This is a genomic window from Lentilactobacillus kefiri, assembly GCF_009739535.1.
GTDB lineage: Bacteria > Bacillota > Bacilli > Lactobacillales > Lactobacillaceae > Lentilactobacillus > Lentilactobacillus kefiri.
This window is the reverse complement of the sequence record NZ_CP029971.1, coordinates 536,459-553,858: the sequence shown is the minus strand read 5'-3', so window position 1 is coordinate 553,858 and position 17,400 is coordinate 536,459. Positions and strand designations below refer to the sequence as shown.

At 43.0% G+C, this 17,400-nt stretch carries 17 protein-coding genes; 10 read left to right on the top strand and 7 right to left on the bottom strand.

Features of this window, described 5'->3' with window-relative positions; all coding sequences use genetic code 11:
• The first annotated feature begins 2 nt into the window (after positions 1-2).
• A complete protein-coding gene (gene arcD / locus DNL43_RS02935; RefSeq protein WP_056982825.1) occupies positions 3-1,430 on the top strand; it encodes an arginine-ornithine antiporter in 1,428 nt (475 codons plus the stop codon).
• Between the two features lie 126 nt (positions 1,431-1,556).
• Here the strand turns inward: arcD and DNL43_RS02930 are convergent, their stop codons facing one another.
• Positions 1,557-2,336, bottom strand: a complete 780-nt coding sequence (locus DNL43_RS02930; protein WP_056982823.1) for a sulfite exporter TauE/SafE family protein — start codon at positions 2,334-2,336, stop codon at positions 1,557-1,559.
• A gap of 150 nt (positions 2,337-2,486) precedes the next feature.
• Between DNL43_RS02930 and DNL43_RS02925 the strand changes: the two genes are divergently transcribed.
• On the top strand, positions 2,487-3,143 hold the full coding sequence (locus tag DNL43_RS02925) for an HAD hydrolase-like protein (RefSeq protein ID WP_056982821.1): 657 nt from the start codon (positions 2,487-2,489) through the stop codon (positions 3,141-3,143).
• A 196-nt stretch (positions 3,144-3,339) separates the two neighbouring features.
• Here the strand turns inward: DNL43_RS02925 and DNL43_RS02920 are convergent, their stop codons facing one another.
• Complete coding sequence (locus DNL43_RS02920) at positions 3,340-3,678, bottom strand: DsrE family protein (RefSeq protein ID WP_054769586.1); 339 nt, start codon at positions 3,676-3,678, stop codon at positions 3,340-3,342.
• Between the two features lie 2 nt (positions 3,679-3,680).
• On the bottom strand, positions 3,681-5,099 hold the full coding sequence (locus DNL43_RS02915; protein ID WP_156644988.1) for a DUF2252 domain-containing protein: 1,419 nt from the start codon (positions 5,097-5,099) through the stop codon (positions 3,681-3,683).
• 151 nt (positions 5,100-5,250) lie between these two features.
• Here DNL43_RS02915 and DNL43_RS02910 point away from each other — a divergent pair, with 151 nt between their 5' ends.
• Entirely contained in the window at positions 5,251-5,826 is a 576-nt protein-coding gene (locus DNL43_RS02910) for a methylated-DNA--[protein]-cysteine S-methyltransferase (RefSeq protein ID WP_056982818.1), read from the top strand.
• On the opposite strand, the gene DNL43_RS02905 is transcribed toward DNL43_RS02910, so the two are convergent.
• Both DNL43_RS02905 and DNL43_RS02900 read right to left on the bottom strand, forming a co-directional pair.
• The gene (locus tag DNL43_RS02905; RefSeq protein ID WP_056982815.1) at positions 5,798-6,649 is read right to left on the bottom strand and encodes a hypothetical protein; all 852 of its coding nucleotides are present in this window, start codon (positions 6,647-6,649) and stop codon (positions 5,798-5,800) included. The genes DNL43_RS02910 and DNL43_RS02905 overlap by 29 nt on opposite strands.
• Positions 6,650-6,792: 143 nt before the next feature.
• The gene (locus tag DNL43_RS02900) at positions 6,793-7,200 is read right to left on the bottom strand and encodes a helix-turn-helix domain-containing protein (protein ID WP_054769585.1); all 408 of its coding nucleotides are present in this window, start codon (positions 7,198-7,200) and stop codon (positions 6,793-6,795) included.
• Positions 7,201-7,323: 123 nt separating this feature from the next.
• On the opposite strand from DNL43_RS02900, the gene DNL43_RS02895 reads away from it, so the two are divergent.
• Both DNL43_RS02895 and rny read left to right on the top strand, forming a co-directional pair.
• A complete protein-coding gene (locus tag DNL43_RS02895; RefSeq protein ID WP_054769584.1) occupies positions 7,324-8,268 on the top strand; it encodes an alpha/beta hydrolase in 945 nt (314 codons plus the stop codon).
• An 83-nt stretch (positions 8,269-8,351) separates the two neighbouring features.
• Positions 8,352-9,950, top strand: a complete 1,599-nt coding sequence (gene rny / locus DNL43_RS02890; RefSeq protein ID WP_156644986.1) for a ribonuclease Y — start codon at positions 8,352-8,354, stop codon at positions 9,948-9,950.
• A 112-nt stretch (positions 9,951-10,062) separates the two neighbouring features.
• Here the strand turns inward: rny and DNL43_RS02885 are convergent, their stop codons facing one another.
• Together DNL43_RS02885 and DNL43_RS02880 are read right to left on the bottom strand one after the other, a co-directional pair.
• A complete protein-coding gene (locus DNL43_RS02885) occupies positions 10,063-11,631 on the bottom strand; it encodes a bifunctional metallophosphatase/5'-nucleotidase (RefSeq protein WP_056982813.1) in 1,569 nt (522 codons plus the stop codon).
• Positions 11,632-11,712: 81 nt separating this feature from the next.
• Complete coding sequence (locus DNL43_RS02880) at positions 11,713-13,704, bottom strand: cation:proton antiporter (protein ID WP_056982811.1); 1,992 nt, start codon at positions 13,702-13,704, stop codon at positions 11,713-11,715.
• 196 nt (positions 13,705-13,900) lie between these two features.
• Between DNL43_RS02880 and spx the strand changes: the two genes are divergently transcribed.
• The 5 genes from spx to DNL43_RS02860 all read left to right on the top strand — a co-directional run bounded on the left by spx (position 13,901) and on the right by DNL43_RS02860 (position 17,377).
• Positions 13,901-14,296, top strand: coding sequence for a transcriptional regulator Spx (spx, locus tag DNL43_RS02875; protein WP_013727307.1), 396 nt, complete (start codon positions 13,901-13,903; stop codon positions 14,294-14,296).
• Positions 14,297-14,585: 289 nt separating this feature from the next.
• On the top strand, positions 14,586-15,380 hold the full coding sequence (locus DNL43_RS02870) for a Cof-type HAD-IIB family hydrolase (RefSeq protein ID WP_054769590.1): 795 nt from the start codon (positions 14,586-14,588) through the stop codon (positions 15,378-15,380).
• Between the two features lie 22 nt (positions 15,381-15,402).
• Positions 15,403-15,789, top strand: a complete 387-nt coding sequence (locus DNL43_RS12165) for a TMEM175 family protein (protein ID WP_225364676.1) — start codon at positions 15,403-15,405, stop codon at positions 15,787-15,789.
• The gene (locus tag DNL43_RS12160; RefSeq protein WP_225364675.1) at positions 15,728-16,045 is read left to right on the top strand and encodes a hypothetical protein; all 318 of its coding nucleotides are present in this window, start codon (positions 15,728-15,730) and stop codon (positions 16,043-16,045) included. The genes DNL43_RS12165 and DNL43_RS12160 overlap by 62 nt, the downstream gene beginning before the upstream one ends.
• Positions 16,046-16,123: 78 nt before the next feature.
• Positions 16,124-17,377 (top strand): M57 family metalloprotease, encoded by a 1,254-nt coding sequence (locus DNL43_RS02860; RefSeq protein ID WP_225439249.1) that lies wholly within the window; start codon positions 16,124-16,126, stop codon positions 17,375-17,377.
• Positions 17,378-17,400: the final 23 nt, after the last annotated feature.

Below are 17,400 nucleotides of genomic sequence, written 5' to 3'. Positions count from 1 at the left end.
AAATGAAAGAGCACGATGGTAAATTAGGACTGCTCGAACTGATCGGATTGGTCGTTGGATCAATTATCGGTGGTGGGGTATTCAACCTAATGCACGATATGGCCGTTGGGGCCGGTGCTGGTGCCATTATCATTGGTTGGGTCATTACCGCCATTGGAATGGTCATGTTGGCTTTAACGTTCCAGAATTTGACGATGAAACGGCCGGATCTTGACGCCGGGGTTTATAGTTATGCCGAAGCCGGATTTGGTAAGTACATGGGATTCAACTCCGCATGGGGCTATTGGCTGTCCGCATGGCTTGGAAATGTGGGTTACGCAACGCTTTTAATGAGTGCGGTTGCCTACTTCCTGCCAATTTTCGGTGATGGCCAAAACATTTGGTCAATCATTGCGGCATCATTTATTTTATGGGCCTGCCACTTCATGATTTTACGGGGAGTTGAATCAGCATCATTTGTTAACACAATCATTACGATTGCCAAATTGATTCCAATATTCCTTTTCATCATTATTGTGATATTCGCGTTCAAGATGAACATGTTTACCAGTGATTTCTGGTACACACCAAGCGGTAAGTTTGAGTTTGGCAGTGTGATGGCTCAAGCCAAGAGCACGATGCTGGTAACTGTTTGGGTATTTATCGGAATTGAAGGAGCCGTTGTCTTCTCAGGTCGGGCACGTAAGCGTTCCGATGTTGGTAAAGCAACCGTTCTTGGAATTATTACCGTTATTTTGATTTATATGTTAATTACCTTGCTATCATTCGGTGTTATGAGTCGGGCAGGACTTTCACACTTGACCCAGCCGGCAATGGCTGAGTTGCTTCAAAGCTTGGTTGGTAAATGGGGTGCGATGGTTGTTAACGGCGGATTGATTATTTCCGTTGTTGGTGCCTGGTTGTCATGGACCATGTTTGCCGGTCAATTACCATACGAAGCCGCCAAGGAAGGAACGTTCCCAAAGATCTTTGCCAAGGAAAATAAGAATGGTGCGCCAATCACATCATTAACTGTAACCAATGTCTGTGTTGAAATTTTCATGTTCTCATACTTGATTACAGTTTCTGCTTATAACTTCTTCTATTCAATTGCCAGTGCTGCGATTTTGATTCCATACGCATTCTCAGCATTCTATCAATTGAAGTACTCGGTCAATGAAGATCATGGCAAAGGCAGAATGGGAAACATCATCATTGGTGTTATCTCCAGTATTTATGCCTGCTGGCTGTTATTTGCCGCCGGCGCAAACTTCCTACTCCTGATGTCTCTGCTGTTTGCTGCAGGAATTCCAGTATTCTGGATTCTTCAAAAGAAGGACAACCATGCCAAAAAAGTCTTTGGACCAGTTGAAATGACGCTTGCAATTGTGATTGTCATTGCTGCAATCTATACGATTTATGGATTGATTGTCGGCCAAATTACTTTCTAAGTTATGATAAAAATGATTTTGCTTTAACATTTTGAATTCAAAAAAAGAAACTGGCGTTCATCAAAAATCATGTGACTTTTGATGAGCGCCAGTTTTTTTAGTTGTATCCTAATGCATACAAACTATTTAGAAATAAGCCGTCACAAATAAATAACCGGCCAAGCCGAACGCTGCCAACGAAATCAAAATTCGCAGCAAGTGGATATTTGAATGCCGAACAATGATTGGCCCAGTGTAGCCGCCGATTAGGAGACCAAATCCCAGTGGAACAACGAAAAGCCAGTCAATCTTTGACTTAAAGATAAAGATGACGGTGGCAATCATGTTGCCGGCAAATGCGATGACATTTTTCATGGCGTTGACAACGGTGAACTGATCATCGGTGATGACTGAAAGAATGGCCAGAAAGATGACGCCACCAGCTGCCCCAAAATAGCCGGTATAAGCACCAACGAGGACAATCCCGGTTAAGCTGATCAATGATACCCAAAAATGTTTTGAGGGTGTCTGGTGGGCCTGCTTGAGCTTGGAAGTGGAGGTATCTTTTTTTCTGCCAGACATGAACAATAGAATGCCGGCAAAGAGAATAAAGAACGGAACGACCTTTTCAAATGAAGAGGCTGGGGCAACCAACAGCAGAATACTACCGCCAATACTTCCGATCAACGATAAGATGACGTAAAGTGTCAGTTTTTTCCAGTGACCCCGCAGTTCTTTCATTGAAGATGCAGTGGCACCAATTCCAGAAAAGATGAGGGCGGTCGTATTGGTCACGTTGGCTAAAACAGGCGGCAAGCCAACCGCCAATAGCGCCGGGTATGATACAAGTGAAGCCAGTCCCGCAACAGAGGCGAGTAATCCGGCCGCAAAGCCGGCAATTATTAAGAAGATAAACGTGAGAATCATTGGTAGACTGACCCCTTTTCAATTTTTTAATACTTCTAATATACAACAATTTGGGAACGATGAAGTCAATTGAATTGGAAAGCACTTGATTTATACCGCCATACCCTTGATAATACATAATTATTAAGCAGAAAAGAAAGCAGGTCACTCATGACACATTTATTTTTTGATTTTGACGGCACTATTGCTGATTCTGAAGAGGGAATTGTTAAATCTCTCAAATATGCGGTTGATAAAATGAAGCTGCCGGAATTGACCCATGATCAATATCTTAAATTTATCGGGCCGGCACTTCTCACAAGTTTGGAAAAGTTTTATCCCAAGCTGACTGAAAGCGATCGCTTGGATACAGTCAAATACTATCATGATTACTATAAGAATCAGGGGATGTTCCAACTGAATTTATATCCCGGAATCATTGATGAATTAAAAACTTTGGATGCTCAGGGCTACGATGTCAACATTGCCTCTGCCAAGCCTGAAGAACTGATTCATGACATTACCGACGAACTGAAAATCAGTCAGTATTTCAATGGCCGTTTTGGCGCGGGAAATGATGAACGTACCCGGATGACCAAGACCGCTGTATTGAAATACGCATTGGAACAAAGAAATGCCAAAAACATTGACAGCATTATGATTGGTGACCGCGATACCGATATGCTGGGTGGATACAATAATCACGTTAAAACGCTTGGGGTAACCTATGGATTTGGGGATGTCCCTGAATTGCTTGGTGCGCATGCCAATACCATCGTTAATAGGCCTGAAGAAATTCAAGGCGGCGTTAAGAAGTTAATTGGATAGATTTAAAAACGGATCGGGAAAATTTTCTCGGTCCGTTTGTTTTGTTGTTTGGGGGCTTTTGGAGGCTACTTTGCTGAAACGTGCTCCGACGGCACTGATCCCTCCACCCAACCAAAAAAATCACTCAAGGAATACAGACCATTCCTTAAGTGATTTTTTCAGTTAGGCACCGGGATCACCCGTGCCTTGTCGCACTCTACGCCTTCACATATGCAAATCCCTGCTCCTGCAGTGACACCAAGTCGGCCACTCCCGCTGACACGATTTCCACGTTTTCCGGTAGGTCGGTCGCTTTTACATGGTGGCTGTTCATTGAATTATTGCAGGCATGGAAACCAATGCCCTCTTCGTTGAACTGTTCAATTGAGTTTCTCAAGGTTTCATCCAAATAGCCGGTAATTGCATCGCCATTGACCAATACGACAATCTCGTAAGTTTCCTGGTTAACCTTGCCATAGTCCAGCAAGTTCGTGATATTGCTCAACGTGTGGGGCCATTTTTCCGGTTCATCAATATGAAAAACAACTTTGTGCATTGTTATTCCTCCGTTTTATCTGCATCTAACGAATTTAAAAATTCTTGATAATCTTTGTGAACCTGCTTTGAATAATCGTCTGCCCAATTAATGAGGGCTGAAACAAGCTTCTTTTTTGTTCCAACATAGCCGTGAACAATTGCAGCAGTTGGGCTTTGAGCATGTCCTCGTGCCAATAGGAGACCACAAATTTTAGCATAGGTTTTGAAATCATCTTCATCTAATTTATCCAAATTGATTGATTCTTTCATATCCCAGAATTGGCGGACATAGTAGCTGCGGCCGCTGTCCGAATTATGATAAAAGCCCAAGAGCGGATCGGATGCCCGCTGCAAAATCTGCTGGCAGGTAACGATTCGTTCGCCGTTGTCAGGCTTACTTTGACTGAATGGGGTGGTGACATCAAACCCTCTGAACCGACGTGTCTGCAGGGCTTCTTTGATTTGAAGAACCAGGTGGCTGTCGTCAATTGCCGTCAGTAAAACCAAATAACAGCGGGTGCCAAAGCTGCCGACACCAACACTGTGGCGAACAATGTCACTGATATGGAATTGGGACAGCAGAACCGTTACGTCAGGACTGACAGACCTTGTATAACTTCTTAGGTGCTCCCGAATCTCGTTGAAACGCTGGTCGCTGACGTGAACCGTGCGCGGTGCATTTTCTTTAAAGACCAAATGCCCCCGAGAATTCATTGTGGTAAACTTTTTGACCACTTTATCCGAATTTCGCTGTTCGGCACTATCACGAATTTTGCGCCAAACCTTTGGCAGTGATTCACTGGAATCTTCCGACTGCAGGAATGATTCAACTTCTGTGGAGAAGTAGTAGCGCTCCATTGCTGAATGATTTTCGAAACATTCCTTTAAAATTTGCTGGTAGGTTTCAACGGCACCCTTCATTGTTGAATGGATTTGGTCATGGTCCAATCCCAAAAGTTCACCTTGCAGGACAATGCTGACCAGAAGTCGGCGAATATCCCAATCCCAGGAACCGATTGTTGATTCATCGAAATCGTTAAGGTCAAACAAGAGTTTTCGTTCAGGGGAGGCGTAAAATCCGAAGTTGCCAATATGAGCGTCACCTGAAATGACGACTGGGATGTTGGTCGATGTCTGCTTGGAAAGATCGAACGCCATCAATTCATCAGTTCCCCGGAAAAAGGCGAAGGCTGATGCTGCCAGGCGTTTGTGCCGTAATGGCATCAAATCAGCGATCATCTTTTGTTCAACGTGGGAGATTCCTTGAACCACGTTCCGTTTGACTGGGATAAACGTTCCCAGTTTTTCAAATGGCACGCTGTCACGAATTTTTTTACCTTGATCGATTAACTCATGGACAGGTTGATCAATATTAATTTTACTTAAGTCATAATGTAAGTCCGCTGATGTTTCGGCGGTTGCTTTGTTGGTGTCTGCCATATATGTTCGGCTCCTTCATTATTTGCAATCTATAACATCATTGTGGCAATTCGGTGTCTTTGAGTCAAGCAAGCCACCCCGACTCATATATCAACGCAATATGGTACAATAATCCCATTGGACAACTCGACAATATTGGAGATTTGATTGAATGAAAAAATTATTTTGGGAAAGCATCGAAGTGAATAATCAAAAATTTTTCTTCACAGTAACTCAAAAGGGCCTGAGCTTTGTTTCCAGTCCCGGAAAGTATCTGTCTGAACTTTTTGATTTTTACCCTAATCGATACGACTTTCAATTTATGTACGATGAAACGGTGACCAATGATTATTTGGAAGAATTCACCGATTACTTTGATAAAAAGCGAAAAACGTTTGACCTGCCAGTCGACTTGGATGGGGTTGGAACTGAACTCCAACACCAGGTGTGGGCAGAAATCCAGAAAATTCCATATGGTGAAACCATTATCTATAAGCAATTGGCTGAGAATGTCGGCAAGTCCAAATCAATTCGGCCGGTTGCCCATGCGGTTGCGATGAATCCTGATCTAATCGTTGTGCCGTGCCACCGAGTGATTCACTCCAATGGCGACCTTGGCGATTACCGTGGCGGGAAAGAAACAAAAAAGGCCCTTCTCGAATTTGAGAAGAAGCCGATTGAAAAGCATGCGTTAATTAGAAAGTTACCATTACCCAAGCTTAGTCAACTAGGTAAACCTGATCTTTAATCAAATCAAACGGCTGATGATGTTGATTCAGCTGTTTGGCAATATCTGGTTTGATAAAATGGGCCTGCTGCCAGAACTCTTTTGAGTCGGTAGCGCCATTTTTTTCGCCGATGACGATTAATTCCAAATCGTTATAGGCTTTTCTAATGGCATTTAAGACGTCAACATCAATGGTTTGCTTGTCCGGTGACCAGCTCATGATGATGTATTTGACCTGATCCTGATATTTGGCGATGGCTGACAACGCGTCGAGCTTTTCAACGTCAATCAGTTGATGTTTGCCGGTCTGGTTTTCGTTGACCCACTCCAAACTATCGGTTGGGAATACTTTGACGCCCAAATCAGTCAGGCCCTTGGAAATATTCCCATTGCCCGCCATGATTTCGAGTGCGGAATCATCGCCGATATATTTGGCAAGATCTTTGGCAAATGGGGCAGAGATATAAGCCCACATGCCATACTCGCTTTCCAAATAATCACGGAATGACCGCAGTTGCTTGTCCAGCTTTGGCAGGGCGTCGGATAGTTCATTCCAAAGTTTGTCACCCTCAGGATCGCCCGGTTTGAATTGCTTGTTGATATTCTTGAAAATCTGATCTTGAATATCATCAGGGAGAATCAGTTCGGGAAGGTCTTGCGGCAACAATCCCTGCTTAATGAGATGGTCGCTTTCAATCACGTTGTTAATTAAAAATTTGATTTGTGGATACGCGTTAAACAGATCGCGATATTTCAGCATTTGAGAAATGTAGTTGGATTCAGACGGTGCTTTAGTATGCTGCTTTTTCTTTAACAATTTTTTCTTTTGCTTGTTGGTTAGCATGTGGCAGTGCTCCTTTGGAATTCATTCAGTAACAATCAGCTGTAACAGTTTGGCTGATTATGTGGCTAGGGATATAAACAAGAAAATCCAATGATGGACAATAACGTTCACCATTAGATTTTCTCTTTTATATAACTTTAATTCTATAAGTCCAACTGTCCCTGTTCCGTTCGTGGGCCCTTATCATGGGGTGCGTTGCTTCTTCCGTGAACGTAACCTGAGATAAGCTGATAAATTTCATATCGGTCAGCCGAGCTGAGATCTTGACCGTTGAACTGCAACGTTTTGTCTGAGATAAACAATCTTGCAAGATCGTAAGTATTGTTCTCTGTCAGACCCGTTAAGTAGTCCATTGTCACGTCAAAGAACTTGGCAAGCCGTTGAATTTCAACATAATTTGGTGTTCGAATACCACGTTCCCAGTTTCCGATCTGGGAGCCGGTGCTTTCGTGCTCCTTGTCAGTAGGGGAGTCTTTATTGATTGCGTTGGCCAGTCCTTCCAAAGTTAAATGTTCGCCTTTTCTTAATGCTCGTAATCTTTCTGGAAACATGTGATCACCGTCCTGTTCGTTACTTATATTATACGACTTTTTTGCGTTTCGCCAAATTTAGGCGGAAAAATGATTAATGTGGTATATTTATCACGAGAAAATTTAAATTGGTGGGATTGAGAAATGAAACGAAAAACAAAAATCTTAATTGGCTTGGCATCGGCTGCAGTGCTGGTTTGTGGCGGTTTGTTTGGAGCTGGGCTCTATTTTTACAAGGTTGCCGTTGTCCCGGCACCAAAGTCATTTTTGAGTAAAACCAAACCGATTAAGAAGGGGGACCCACTGTATCCAGCTCACCACTGGTATCAAAATGCTGACAAGCAGCGCTGGTATGAAATGTCGGCCACCCGTCATTTGAAGCTGGACGCCAATTACATAGCAGCCAAACAGCCCACAAAGAAGACCATTATTATTGCCCATGGGTTTATGTCCAATAAAGATAACATGTTTAATTATGCGTACATGTTTCATAACTTGGGATATAATGTCCTGCTTCCTGATTCCCGGGGGCTGGGTGACAGCCAGGGAGATTATATTGGTTATGGCTGGCCGGATCGGCTGGATTTCGTCAAGTGGATTCACAAAGTGATCGATCATAATGGATCGAATTCAAAAATTGCCGTCTTTGGTACCAGTATGGGCGGTGCTACAACGATGATGGTCAGCGGTGTGAAAGGACTGCCGCATCAAGTCAAAGCATTTATTGAAGATTGCGGTTATACCGATGTTTACAGCGAGGTTGCGTATCAAGCCAAGGAATTGTACCATTTGCCGAAGTTCCCGCTGGTTCACATTGTGAGTGGGATTAACCATGTTAAGAACGGCTACTCCTTTAAGGATGCCAGTGCACTCAAACAAGTCCGCAAGAATAAGCGGCCAATGCTGTTTATTCATGGGGCCCATGATCACTTTGTCCCAACTAAAATGGTTTATCCATTGTACAGAGCGGATAAAGGGCCAAAGCAGTTGTTAATCGTTCCCGGTCCCGGTCATTCCCGTTCAATTCAGAACCGGCCAACGCTTTATCGGAATACCGTTAAAAAGTTTCTTGATAAATATTTGAACTAGGCTGGACCCACATGTTTTTAGACGGTCGCAAACGGTTTATGTTACACTACTATTAGGACTGTTTTACGAAAGGAGGTCCGCACTTGTTATATATTATTGCACTCGGCATCATTGCCGCAGTTGTGGGTGTCATTTGTGGCAATCAGCTGCAAAAACACCACTTTCAGCAGGAAATCCAACAAGCTAAAGCTACTGCCGCACAACTGGTAACGAAAGCCGAGGTAGACGCCAAAGAGAAGTCGGTTAAGATTCTTTCTGACGGCAAAAAACAAACTCAAGATTATAAAGAATCAATTGAAGAAGAGCTTAATAGTTACAAGGCGGATAACATTACCCGTCACAGCCGAATTGACCAGCGTCAAAACGGCTTGAAGCAAACCCAAGAACGACTTGATGAGCTTCATCAAAAATTGGCTGGCGAAAGTCATGAGATCAATGAAAAGAAAAATGAAATTGAAAAGCTGCATCAAACTGCCAATGGCCTCAGCCAAAAGCAGATGCAGACTCTTCAGGATCGTGGTTCAATAACCATTGATGAAGCAAAACAAGAGATTCTTAATCAGCTGGCAGTCGACTTAAAGCGTGAAAAAGATATTGAATTAAAGTATCAGGATGATGAAGCTCAAGTCAACGCACCTAAGATTGCCAAGATTTTGGCTGACGATGCCATCCAGCGCGGACCAGTTGATATGCCTCGTGAACACATTGAACATTCTGTTCAAATTAATGACAACAACACCAAGCAAAAGTTGATTGGCCGTGAAGCTTCCAATATCAGGTATATTGAAACTTTGACTGGAACCGATTTGGTCTTTGATCCTGACGATCCGCATTTGCTCCATGTGGTCACTCAAGATCCATTACGCCGTGAAGTTGCCAAGACGGTCATTACCAACTTGGTTGTTACCAAACAGATTAATGCCCAATCAATTGAACATCAGGTTGAGACTGCTCAGCTTGATTTGATGAATGAGCTTCGTCGAACCGGTGAAAAAGTTGTCGGCTCACTTCATATCGGCTGGATGCATCCGGATCTGCTGAAGATTGTTGGTCGTTTGAAGTACCGAACTAGTTATGGTCAGAACGTTTTGAATCACTCGATTGAAGTTGCCGATATCTCAGGGATGCTGGCTGCTGAACTTGGCTTGAATGTCAAGATTGCCAAGCGGGCTGGCTTGCTGCATGATATTGGAAAAGCGATTGACCGTGAAGTTGACGGGACCCACGTTGAGCTGGGAGTTAAGATTGCTGAAACCTATGGCGAAGACCCACAGGTTGTCAATTCGATTGCTTCTCACCATGGGGATGTTGATGTGACAACGCCAATTGCCCATTTGGTAGCCGCGGGAGATTCGATTTCCGGTGGTCGGCCAGGTGCCCGAAGCGAATCTGTTGAAGAATATGTCAACCGACTTAAGAGTTTGGAACGGATTGCCAGTTCCAAGCAAGGGGTCAAAGAAAGTTATGCCATTCAAGCCGGTCGTGAAATCCGAATTGTGGTTGATCCTAAGAAGCTTGATGACGTCCAGAACCAAAAGCTGGCTGATGAAGTCAGAGATGAAATTGAAAATGAATTGACTTATCCAGGTAAGATTAAGGTAACGTCAATTCGTGACTTCAAGGCAATTGCCTATGTTGGCGCCGAGAAGAAAAAAGGTCATCGTAAATTGAAGAAAGCATAATAATAAGCCAATCCGAATGTGGGTTGGCTTTTTTTGTGGGTAATATGATCGATCCCCAATGTTTGTAAGTCATAAAAAAGGCAAAGCACTGATGTGCTTTGCCTTGAATAAATTAATTGCTTTTTTCAGAATCAGAAATAATGTCAAAATTATGGTTAACAGTTGCTTCAACCACCGGATGTTTCTGCAGATATTCCATAATCACGTGACTGATTGTCATGTCACTTGATCGAATAATCTTATCGCTGGTGTACATGGGATAGTGACCGCCACCACTTGCCCGATAACGGTTCAGAGCGATGATTAGAATTTGATCATCTTGAACATCTTTGCCGTGGTATTTCAATCGAGTCACGCGATGGCCAACCGGCTTGGAAATATCCAAGGTGTAGTCGATGCCTTCATACATATCGTAGTTGTAAAAGCGTTCTTTTGGAAAAACAAACTTTTCGTTGACGACAACATCACCGTGACGAACGGTAAAGTACTGCGCTGTGACTTCCAAAGCGCCCCGCAGGTCGGCACCGGTAATCTTGGAGGCGACCAGGGTGTTTGGATAGACATAATTGGTAATGATGTTTCGCATGGTAATTGGATCTTCAAATCCATGGGCTTCGTTGTTATACAGGGCGGTTGCCGAAAGGTCGGTGCCCATCTTATCCATCTGAATTTTTTGAATGAGTTCAATAAAGGCTGATTCGTGGATCCGGGCTTTGAATGGATCATTAAAAGTTAAGCTGCCCTTGATGTGGGAAAGCGGCTTATCGAGCCAGGTTTCCAAATGTTTGGATAAATCAGTAACGGTTTCTTTGATAGTTGGATCAGGTTCGGAATCTTTGACGTTAAGCAATTCCGAATCCGTTTTGATAATTGATTTATCTTTATTTGACAGTTCAATTGAAATCTTAGCCACGTACTGGCCGCGTGAACCCGGCTGAACAATTGGAACATTGAACAATCGGCTGGCAATTTTTCGATGCTGATGACCTGAAATCATTGCATCAATTTCAGGGAAGGTTTTTAAAATATCATAGCCGCGATTTTCACCGGGGTTGATGTCATTCCAGTTGCCGGTATGGTCACGTTCAAACCCACCATGGTAGACGACAACGATCACGTCGGCCTTTTTTCTCAATTCGGGCACGTAGCGTTTGCACGCGTCCAGTTCGGAGATCAGGTTGAAGTCGTTTAAATCATTGACGTTTTTCCATTTTTTCGTTGAGGTTGTTGTGAGGCCCAAGAACCCAATCTTGACGCCGTCCACGTCCATAATTGTGTATGGATCGGCTAATAACGGTTCATTATTGTTATCGACGATGTTGGCACACACAAAATGACGGTCTGAATGTTTCATCATGTAGTTCAGATAATCCAGTCCATAGTCAAATTCATGGTTGCCAATTGTCCCCAATTGATAGCCCACTTCATTATAAGCAGTAAAGAATGAATCCTGATCCTGCTTATCGGCCCGTTTGGCGACATAGTATGCCATCGGCGATCCTTCAAGGAAATCGCCGTTGTCTAATAGAATTGTTTTTTCGTCGGGATGAGCCTTCTGATATTTTTTGATGGTCGTGCACGCCTTTTCGATACCGAAGGGCTTGTCGAGGCCTGAATCAACGTAGTTGGTTGGTTCGATAAACCCATGCGTATCGCTGGTCGCTAATAGCGTAATTTTCATATTTTCACCCACACAAAATCAAGTATATCGTCAAGTATAGTCAATTATTCCGTGATTGTAAATTACAGTTGACCAATCCGGTTAAGCTAACAGTAAATCACTGCCGGATCCTTGCTCCATGTAAGCCATCTGATCGGTTGAAATGCTTTGACTAAGCTGATCTGAAAGGCTTCTGGAAATTTGGCCGGACTTGAAGGCTTCAGCCACAAATGAATATTCAGATTGGAAAGATTGAATTAATAACGAATTTCTTTTTGCGTCGGATTCGGGATCGGTCTTTCCCCGTTCCTGGCGAAAACTGTAGGAACTGCGAATAAAATTAACAGAACCACTGTTTTCGTCGTTTTCAATTTGATCCAAATAGGTGTTCACACTCTCAAACATCGCATTCTTGATGAGCTGACTGATTCGATGCTTTTCGTTGTGGATCTCCTGACGGCTTTTGGCTTGAACGTTTGGCCTGGCATTTCGTTTAGTTCGGGCGACTTTCTTGCGGACTTTGAAACGACGGGATTGAAATTTAAAAATGTATTTTATTCGGGTCATAAATTTCATGTTTCGATTAGGCGTGGTAATGATTCGACGGGTAAACATATTGGCAACTTTTTGATCAATCTTTCCTTCGTTGGCCAGGTCAACAACGGCTTGGGCACTGACTCGCTGAACTTCGGCCATAATGTTTTGCACGACTTTCCGGTCAATCTCGGGATTGTTCTTCTGGCTGTTAAGCATATCGATGACGTAATTTCGGTCCAAAGCCGAAACGGTCGGGTCCAACTTAATCTGAGTGATGGCGTAATTAACCATTTGGGTCCGATACTTATTAAATTCGCCTTGATCTTGAATCACTTTTTTCTCACACAAAAACGGCAGTACAAAAGTTGGGACGATGAGACTTAACAAGATAACGATTGTCGCAATATAAATCAATTGATTTCGAAATGGAAACGGCTGGCCGAGAGATGTAACTGGGATTGATAGGGCCATGGCCAACGTAATCGTTCCATGAACCCCGCCGATTGCGGCAACGAGGGCTTCCTTTGTCGTTGACCTGGTCGACTGCACGTGGAAGATGTTCATCCGCATCCAGATAAATCGGATCAATAACATGACCAGATAAATTGCCAGTGCATCAAATACTAATTTTAGAATCAATGTCCTTGAGTATGGAATCATTCTGCTGATGACCTTGGGGAGGGTGACCCCCAACAGAACGAATACAACGCCGTTTAAGAGGCTGGAGATGATTCCCCAGGCAGCATTGGTGACAAGCTGGACATTGGTTGAGGTGAGCTTTAAACGGCTTTGATTGATCCCGTAAACAATTCCGGCAGCGACGACCGCCAGAATACCGGAGCACCCCAGTTCTTCAGAAACTAAATAAATGGCAACCGGCGTCATCATACTGAACGGCACGATGACACTGGCAGTGTCCATTGATTTATTAACGAGGGCAGTTTGGATTTTGACAAACAAGAACCCGGCAATTCCACCGATCAGTAAACCGCCAAAGAAACTGATTAGGAACTCCGTCAATCCCTCTGAAAATGAGAAGTCCCCACTGATAAATGATGCCAACGCCAAATTAAAAATGACAATCACGGATGCGTCATTAAAAAGTGATTCATTTTCCAGTGCACCGGAAACCTTCGTAGGTAGTTCGATATCTTTGGTAATGGATTTGAGGGCAACTGAGTCGGTTGGTGTGACGATGGCTGCCACCGCGAAGCATAGTGCCAGCGGAATTAATGGCAATAGCACATGGGCAACCAGGCCAATGACAACGGCCGTGATGACAGCGAGAATTGCCGCTAAGTTAAAGATTTGCCGGAATGATTGGCGAAAATGATCACCGCTGGTATTCTGGCCATCATTGAACATTAATGGTGCAATCACCATCAGCATGAAGATTTCTGGCTCTAATGAATAATTTTGGAAAAATGGCAATAATGATAATAACAGGCCACAGCCAATTTGATAAAAGGTCAGTGGGATCGCCGGCAACATTGTGTAAATGATGTTGGCGAGAATCGTCGCCACGATGAGAAGCGTAAGTGAATAGAAGATTAACAAAATATTTCTCCTTTTTGTTGTTTTAATACCAATATTATAGTTGATAACCGAAATAAGTGGTGTATAATTAATTTCACAAGTAAGTTACTATAAGTAAGTAACCGTATTGACAAAAGTTGCTAATATGATAATATAGTAATTGAAGGATGTTGTTTCTCGTTTGTATTTTTTTGTTACTGAGCAGCGGGGAATTGTAATGCTGAATTTATATGTAGCACAAAGCAGCGCATCAAGTCGGAAGGCACGTGCATGGTTGAAGAGCCATCACATTGATTTTAAGGAAAGAAATATTAATTCCAACCCTCTAAACGCTGATGAAGTAAAACAAATTTTACGTTTAACCGAAAATGGTAGTGAAGACATCATTTCTACAAGGTCTAACATCTATAAGAAGTTGAATTTGGACCTCGATAATCTGACTGTATCACAGTTGGTTGACTTGGTTGTTAAGTACCCAGATTTGATTAAACGTCCAATTATATTTGATGATCATCGTCTTGAGGTTGGATTTAACGAAGAAGAAATCAGAAGATTTCTTCCACGAAGTGTTCGTGAAGCAGAACTCCGTGAACTTGAATCACAAATTAGTTAAAATAATCAATTAGTTATACGTATCAATTAAGAAGTTCGGATGAGACATCATCTGAACTTCTTTTTTAGTTTGTGAAACCGGGCCAAATCCATACTCCCGCAAGCAAACAAACTTATCGATAAATTTGGGATATTTTTTATTTATCCGTAGGAACATTAAAAACGGCTAAGCAGCTGCTTATCGTTCTCACATAATGTAATCGTGTCAAAAAATTCCCGGTATTGTTTTTCACGTAGGAGTTGCTTAGAATTTAGTATGATAAACAAAGGAGACGGACAACTTGATTAAAATGGTAGCACTTGATTTAGATGGTACTTTATTGACCAGTGACAAGACAATTTCCCAAGGAAATGAGCAGGCGTTAAAAGCCATTCATGATGAAGGTGTGAAGGTGGTATTGTGTACCGGCCGCCCTATTAATGCCATCTGGCGTTTCATTGAACAGTTGGGATTAACTGAAGACACAGATTATACAATCACTTTTAACGGTGCACTAGTCGTTCATAATAATGACAAAGCTGAACTGGCAAAAAGCGGTATTCAAAAAGCTGATTTGGTGCCATTACACAATTTTGTCAAAGCTGAAAATGCCCCACTGGATATTCTGGACTTTCAACAGGTTTATCCAATGACCGATTTGAAGCATTCAATGTATCAGCAGCAATTCAAAGGCAACATTGATTTTGTTCCACGGGCATTTTCTGATTTGAGTACCTCAGACGAGTACTCAAAGGCCATTGTCAGCGATCAACCTGAATTATTGGATAAATACCAAGCTGCCATGGATGATACTTTGCGCAGCCAATACCACATTGTCCGCTCACAGCCCCAAATTATGGAATTTCTGGCACCGGGGATGGATAAGGTTGTTGGCCTGAAGGCGTTACTGGATCATTTTGACATGGACTTCAGTAATTTGGTGGCCTTTGGTGATGCTGAAAATGATTTGGGCATGATTAAAAACGCTGAAATTGGTGTTGTAATGGAGAACGGCCAGGAGCCGGTTAAGAAGGCTGGCGATGTCATTACCGGAAACAACGATGAAGATGGGGTTGCCCAATTTGTTCACAAATATTTTGATTAATTAACAATAGTGAGGTGTTATTTTGTTTAAATCAGATCGAATTCAAGCGATGAGTGACGGGATGTTTGCCATTCTGATCACTATTTTGGTGTTGGACTTTAAACTTCCGGATTATCAGGAAGGCCACTTGTTTGAAGCGATGCTGAAGCAATGGCCAATTCTCTTGGCCTACGTTGTTTCATTCTTATACATTGGGACACTCTGGCTGTTTCACCATGATTTCTTTAGCACGATTGCCAGAATTACCCCAATGTTGAATGTCATCAATCTTTTAGTGATATTCTCGATAACCCTGATCAATTATCCAACTGCTTTGATTTCTGAAACGTTGGCCAAAGCCAACCCGGTTGATATTCGGACGGCCGTTTGCTTATGCGGTCATTGCGCTGTTTATCAGCTACACATTTGAAATCTTGTATCGTTACGTTTATAAGCATCCAGAATTGAAGACGGCCCACGTTAAGGTTGATGAAGAATCATACTTCATTAAAAGTGACCCAATTATCAGTGTATTGATTTACATTGTTTCAATTGTTGCTTCATTCTTTTCAGTTTGGGCTGGCGGGGTCTTTTTACTTGCCGGAATTGTATGGCACGCCATTGCATATCTGCGCTTGAGTCGAAAAGTCACCGCGGGTTTACCCAAGGCTGATAAAAGTCGCTGACTCGTGGCAAAATACTTTTATATAGTGCGTCCGTGTACTACTATAAAAGTATAAATGCTAATAATCGGGGGAATGATCATGAAACAAAAACGTGCCATTGTCACAATGGTTTTAGCAGCGGTGTTCTCGATTGGATTCTTGGGTAACTTTAGTACGACCCAGGATGCTGCCGCTAAACGGACAGTTAAAGTCGTTAAGGTCAAGAAGGTTGCTTCAAAGCCTTATCGGGCAACCAAGGGTTATATGTATAACTCTGCCAAGCTGACCAAGAAAATTCATAATTTAAAGAATTATAAAAAGACGACTTTCTATTCAAAAAAGCGGGTTACCGTTAAGACTTCCAAGAACAAGAAAGCCTATTACATGTATGTTGCCAATAAGAGCAATAAGATTAAAGGCTATGTTTATTCGAAGTATCTGAAGCCATATCAACCAGGTAAAACAACCGTTGTCAAAACGCCATCCACATCTGGATCCGGCAGTAGCACCAACACGCCAACCAAGCCGACGGAGCCAACGGTCATTTCAAAGAGTGATCTTGAATCGTTGATTGCTGCTTCACCGGATTTGGATCCAACAGGTCAGTTGTTGAGTTTAACGTCTGAGGATTACCAAACCTATGCTTCAGTATTCGACAAGAATTTTAACGTTGGCGATTATGCCCACAAGGGTGTCTTCAACAATGACCAAGCTTCAATCTATGTTGAATCCCAGCAATTGGTTCCATACGTTCAAAAAGCAATTGATAAGTGGAACAGTGCGCTAGGCACCACAGCATTTACGTTAGGTACCCGAGAAAATCATAGTATGGTCCTTGGCTTCGGCGATGGTCAAATTGCCGGTTGGGATGGTGTCTTTTATGGTAGCGGGATCGCCGTTGATTACACGTCATTCCACGATCACACATATCCATACGGTCGCCTTCCAGTCTCAAATGAGCCGATTACGATCACTTTGACAAGTGATGACGATTCAACCGGTGTCGGTGATGGTGTCGCTGCCCACGCGGCAAGTGGTTATCATTATGATGCCGACGTTCATTATGTCACCACCACAATTACCGGAGTTCCGGCTGACTTGCTGGAGACCTATTGGGTTGGCGTGATCACCCATGAACTTGGGCACTCCCCTGGACTGGATCACACACCATACTTCCAAGACATTATGGCTGCCCAGTCAGGCACTGAAAATGGCCAGAGTCAGGAAAATATGAAGTATGATTGGACGGATTATAAGGATGCCAACGGTACGCAAGGCGGCACAATGACTGCCAAGCTTACCCAACGTGATATTGACCGGGCCAAGCTCACAAAGCTGCTTGGTTACTGGTAAATCCAGAAGAGAGTGGGATGACC

Bases quoted from the DNA above. Each gene is read 5' to 3' on its own strand.
- arcD (WP_056982825.1), top strand. From the start codon at position 3: ATGAAAGAGCACGATGGTAAATTAGGACTGCTCGAACTGATCGGATTG.
- DNL43_RS02930 (WP_056982823.1), bottom strand. From the start codon at position 2,336: ATGATTCTCACGTTTATCTTCTTAATAATTGCCGGCTTTGCGGCCGGA.
- DNL43_RS02925 (WP_056982821.1), top strand. From the start codon at position 2,487: ATGACACATTTATTTTTTGATTTTGACGGCACTATTGCTGATTCTGAA.
- DNL43_RS02920 (WP_054769586.1), bottom strand. From the start codon at position 3,678: ATGCACAAAGTTGTTTTTCATATTGATGAACCGGAAAAATGGCCCCAC.
- DNL43_RS02915 (WP_156644988.1), bottom strand. From the start codon at position 5,099: ATGGCAGACACCAACAAAGCAACCGCCGAAACATCAGCGGACTTACAT.
- DNL43_RS02910 (WP_056982818.1), top strand. From the start codon at position 5,251: ATGAAAAAATTATTTTGGGAAAGCATCGAAGTGAATAATCAAAAATTT.
- DNL43_RS02905 (WP_056982815.1), bottom strand. From the start codon at position 6,649: ATGCTAACCAACAAGCAAAAGAAAAAATTGTTAAAGAAAAAGCAGCAT.
- DNL43_RS02900 (WP_054769585.1), bottom strand. From the start codon at position 7,200: ATGTTTCCAGAAAGATTACGAGCATTAAGAAAAGGCGAACATTTAACT.
- DNL43_RS02895 (WP_054769584.1), top strand. From the start codon at position 7,324: ATGAAACGAAAAACAAAAATCTTAATTGGCTTGGCATCGGCTGCAGTG.
- DNL43_RS02885 (WP_056982813.1), bottom strand. From the start codon at position 11,631: ATGAAAATTACGCTATTAGCGACCAGCGATACGCATGGGTTTATCGAA.
- spx (WP_013727307.1), top strand. From the start codon at position 13,901: ATGCTGAATTTATATGTAGCACAAAGCAGCGCATCAAGTCGGAAGGCA.
- DNL43_RS02870 (WP_054769590.1), top strand. From the start codon at position 14,586: ATGGTAGCACTTGATTTAGATGGTACTTTATTGACCAGTGACAAGACA.
- DNL43_RS02860 (WP_225439249.1), top strand. From the start codon at position 16,124: ATGAAACAAAAACGTGCCATTGTCACAATGGTTTTAGCAGCGGTGTTC.